Annotated in this window: 5 protein-coding genes and 1 pseudogene; 4 read left to right on the top strand and 2 right to left on the bottom strand. The window is 64.6% G+C overall.

What is annotated here, in order from left to right; all coding sequences use genetic code 11:
• The 3 genes from DU475_RS23330 to DU475_RS23345 all read left to right on the top strand — a co-directional run.
• On the top strand, positions 1-421 hold a 421-nt coding region (locus DU475_RS23330; protein WP_164633463.1), incomplete at its 5' end, for a DUF1295 domain-containing protein.
• On the top strand, positions 418-1,443 hold the full coding sequence (locus DU475_RS23335; RefSeq protein ID WP_164633464.1) for an SAM-dependent methyltransferase: 1,026 nt from the start codon (positions 418-420) through the stop codon (positions 1,441-1,443). The genes DU475_RS23330 and DU475_RS23335, both read left to right, overlap by 4 nt.
• 559 nt (positions 1,444-2,002) lie before the next feature.
• On the top strand, positions 2,003-2,203 hold the full coding sequence (locus DU475_RS23345) for a hypothetical protein (RefSeq protein WP_013500874.1): 201 nt from the start codon (positions 2,003-2,005) through the stop codon (positions 2,201-2,203).
• A gap of 86 nt (positions 2,204-2,289) precedes the next feature.
• On the opposite strand, the gene DU475_RS23350 is transcribed toward DU475_RS23345, so the two are convergent.
• Both DU475_RS23350 and DU475_RS23355 read right to left on the bottom strand, forming a co-directional pair.
• Positions 2,290-2,499, bottom strand: a complete 210-nt coding sequence (locus tag DU475_RS23350; protein WP_013500875.1) for a helix-turn-helix domain-containing protein — start codon at positions 2,497-2,499, stop codon at positions 2,290-2,292.
• Positions 2,500-2,502: 3 nt separating this feature from the next.
• Positions 2,503-3,081 (bottom strand): DUF2975 domain-containing protein, encoded by a 579-nt coding sequence (locus tag DU475_RS23355; RefSeq protein ID WP_013500876.1) that lies wholly within the window; start codon positions 3,079-3,081, stop codon positions 2,503-2,505.
• A 117-nt stretch (positions 3,082-3,198) separates the two neighbouring features.
• Here DU475_RS23355 and DU475_RS23360 point away from each other — a divergent pair.
• A pseudogene (locus DU475_RS23360) lies at positions 3,199-3,549 on the top strand (hypothetical protein); the annotation flags it as partial.

Raw genomic sequence — 3,549 nt, forward strand, 5'->3', positions numbered from 1 at the left:
CCCGGCCGGCAGCCTGCGGCTGCAGGACTATGTCGGCGCGCTGATCCTGATCGTGGGGATCGCCGGCGAAGGGCTGGCCGATTCCCAGCTCAAGGCGTTCCGCGAAGATCCGGCCAACAAGGGCAAGGTCTGCGACGCCGGCTTGTGGCGGTGGTCGCGGCATCCGAACTACTTCTTCCAGTGGTTCGGCTGGCTGGCCTATCCGGTGATCGCGATTCCGTTCGCCGAGCCGCTGTCGTACCTCTGGGGCTACGCGGCGCTGCTGGCACCGCTGTTCATGTACTGGATCCTGGTGTACGTCACCGGCATTCCGCCGCTCGAGGAGCAGATGCTGAAATCGCGCGGCGACCGCTACCGTGACTACCAGGCCCGAACCTCGATGTTCTTTCCGCTGCCACCGCGGCGCTCCGGCGCATCATGAACGCGCTCGCCTCGCTGATCGACATCGCCGAGCGGGTGCCGCTGCCGGATGCGGTGATCCGCCTCGGAATCCGGGCGCTGTGCGCGCGAACCGCCGCGAAGATGTCGCGCGGCAATCCGGCGACCGACGCCGCGCTCGCGCAGGCGATGGCCGCACGCGCGGTCACCGAGCATACCGATGCGGCCAATGCTCGGCACTCCGAGGTGCCGGCGACGTTCTTCGGCAAGGTGCTCGGGCCGCACCGCAAATACTCGTCGTGTTTCTACCGCGATGACGAAACCGACTTGGCGCAGGCCGAGGCGGAGGCGTTGCGGCTGACGATCGAGCACGCCGACCTGCGTGACGGCCAGTCGATTCTCGAACTCGGCTGCGGCTGGGGCTCGCTGTCGCTGGCGATGGCCGAGCAGTTTCCCCATGCGCGGATCGTGTCGGTGTCGAACTCGGTGTCGCAGCGCGAGTACATCGAACGCGAGACCGCGGCGCGGCGGCTGATGAATCTGCGCGTCGTGACCAGCGACATGAACGTGTTCGAGCCGCACGAGAAGTTCGACCGGGTGGTTTCGGTCGAGATGTTCGAGCACATGATGAACTGGCGCAAGCTGATGGGCTGGATCCGGGGCTGGCTGAAGCCGGACGGGTCGTTCTTCATGCACGTCTTCAGCCACCGCCGCGGTGCTTACTTGTTCGACAGCGCCGACCGTGCCGACTGGATCGCACGGCATTTCTTCGCCGGCGGAGTGATGCCGAGCCATCGGCTGATCCAGCAGTATGCCGATCTGTTCAAGATCGACGAGCAATGGCGCTGGAGCGGCCGTCACTACCAGCGCACGGCGGACGACTGGCTGATCAATTTCGACCAGCACCGGGGCGAGATCGAAACCATTCTGCGGCCGGTGTACGGCGACGACACCGCGTTGTGGATGCAGCGTTGGCGCTGGTTCTTCCTCGCCACCTCGGGCCTGTTCGGCTACGCCGACGGCGACGAATGGGGCGTCAGCCACTACCGTCTGAAGCCGGCTTGACGGCTCCGCAAGGGCGCGACCTGTTGTCGCTCTGCTCATGGTGCAAACCTCAGTGGCTCGCGCGCTCGTTGCAGTGCAACTCGACCGCTCCAATTCACAACACAGTGAACTACAGCGTTTCTGCGTCATCCGGGGCCGCAAAATCCCGCTTAAGAAACAGCTAACTACATGGAACTAATCGGTTCTTGGTTCCCTCGCCGCCACCGCAAAATTGATCCGGCGCAATGCGGGTAGCGGTACTTTCCCTAGTTTTGCCTTCGACGAAAGCAGGAGGTGTGACGTGTTTTTGGATTCTGTCGGATCGCTCGTGTTGTTCCTGACGTGCGCCGTCGGCCCTGCGTTGATAGCGTATCTCGTCGTTGACGATCTGTGGCGAAAGGCGACCCAGCGTGCCCAACCGCAGCCGCCGGCTCCGGTGGTGCCGGCGAAGCAGCCTGCGAAGCGTAGCGGCTGGTTCGCCTGGGCTAACTGAGTTCTACGAGCCGAGTCTCGCGTTCAAGACGGGCGCACCCGCCGTCGAGCCTAACGGGTGCTCATCGCAAACAGTGAGGAAAGAGCCTTGACCATTGTTGCATTGATCGCAGCGATCTACGGGCTGGTCGGCCTGATCGGTCTGGTGGCCTTGATCATCGGCGGCCGTGAGGTCGTGGCGCAGAACGCGCACTGGAAGCGCTTCGACGACGCGCATTACTGGGATGATGCGGCCGAAGACTGGCGGCCGCACGAGCAAACGCGCACGTCGCAGGCCGTCACGGCCTGATTGGACGTTCTGCGCCTGCAACGCCAGTGGCGCAGCGTCGAACATTCCGAAAGCCGGCGTCCGCGCTCAGCGGATGCCGGCTTTTTCTATTCGTCGGCGACGTATTCGAGGATGTCGCCGGGCTGGCAGTCGAGCGCGGCGCAGATCCGCTCCAGCGTCTCGAAGCGAATGCCCTTCACCTTGCCTGACTTCAGAAGCGAGACGTTCTGCTCGGTGATGCCGATGCGCTCGGCGAGTTCCTTCGAACGCATCTTGCGCCGCGCCAGCATCACGTCGAGATTGACCACGATCGCCATCGACTAGACGAAGCTCGCGTTTTCATCGGCAAGCCGTGCCGCCTCGCGCATCACCGCCGCGACTGCGATCAGTACGCCACCGACGATCACCGAGACGTAATCGTTGCTCGAGAAGGTCAGCACCAGCAGCCGCTGCCCGGGCGGGTTGCCGAGCGACAGCGCGAGCGCCAACGCAGTTGCGGTGATCGGGCCGAGCGCGCCCTGCGCCAGCACCGCGATGCCGAAGCGCTGCAGGTGGGTTGCGGCTGTGGCGGTGAAGACCTGGCCGCGGGCGAACTCGGCGAACAGCGCTCGCACGTTCAACAGCCCCCACAGCATCACAGCAATCGGCACGGCGATGATGATCGCCGCCAGCGCCTGATTGCCGGCGTCGAGCGGCAACTGATTGCCAACTTCGCCGAGCTTCGCCAGCAGCAGATTGCGTGCCCAGCTCGGCACCACGAACGCGGCGCCGACCAGCGCGCCGATCAGCACGATTCCAATCGTGGTCACCCATCCCATCGCCCGTGACAGTCGTACGAGTCTGGCGGCGGCTGGATCAGCCGATCCAAGCGCGGCGCCGGCGGATGTTCGTGCTTGCATCGGGAAGCTCCATCATCTACTTCGAGATGAAATTATCGTAAAACGATAATTTATCATCGTCAAGATAGGATGAGCGTCATGCGCTTCCCCGCCTCGTTCAAATTCGTTGCCGCCGCCATGGCGCTCGGCGCCCTGGCCGCCTGCAGCTCCGTTCCGGTCACCTCGATGGTCAAGCTCGCGCGCACCGATCTGTCGGCAACAGATCCGGCGGCGCTGCGCATTGCGGTGCGGCTGCCGCAGGGCCTGCGCCCGCGCCGCGTGACGCTGCGCGTCACCGTGGCGGTCGGCGCGGAGAAACGCGAGCAGGCGTTTGTGCTGGCCGATCTGGACGATCCCGGCGAATTGCTGTCGCTGGCGGGTGAAGTGACGAGCGACACCATGATCTATGCTTTCCGGATTGTACCCGCGGACGTGCCGCGGCTGCTCGCCGTTCGTGACGAGATGGCCGCCTACCAGGCGAAGGGCGAG

Origin of the sequence: Rhodopseudomonas sp. WA056 (assembly GCF_010906995.1) — a bacterium.
In the GTDB taxonomy this organism is placed as follows: domain Bacteria; phylum Pseudomonadota; class Alphaproteobacteria; order Rhizobiales; family Xanthobacteraceae; genus Rhodopseudomonas; species Rhodopseudomonas palustris_G.

What these genes read in the sequence shown, in the direction of transcription:
- DU475_RS23335 (WP_164633464.1), top strand. Translation starts at nt 418, where the DNA reads ATGAACGCGCTCGCCTCGCTGATCGACATCGCCGAGCGGGTGCCGCTG.
- DU475_RS23350 (WP_013500875.1), bottom strand. Translation starts at nt 2,499, where the DNA reads ATGGCGATCGTGGTCAATCTCGACGTGATGCTGGCGCGGCGCAAGATG.
- DU475_RS23355 (WP_013500876.1), bottom strand. Translation starts at nt 3,081, where the DNA reads ATGCAAGCACGAACATCCGCCGGCGCCGCGCTTGGATCGGCTGATCCA.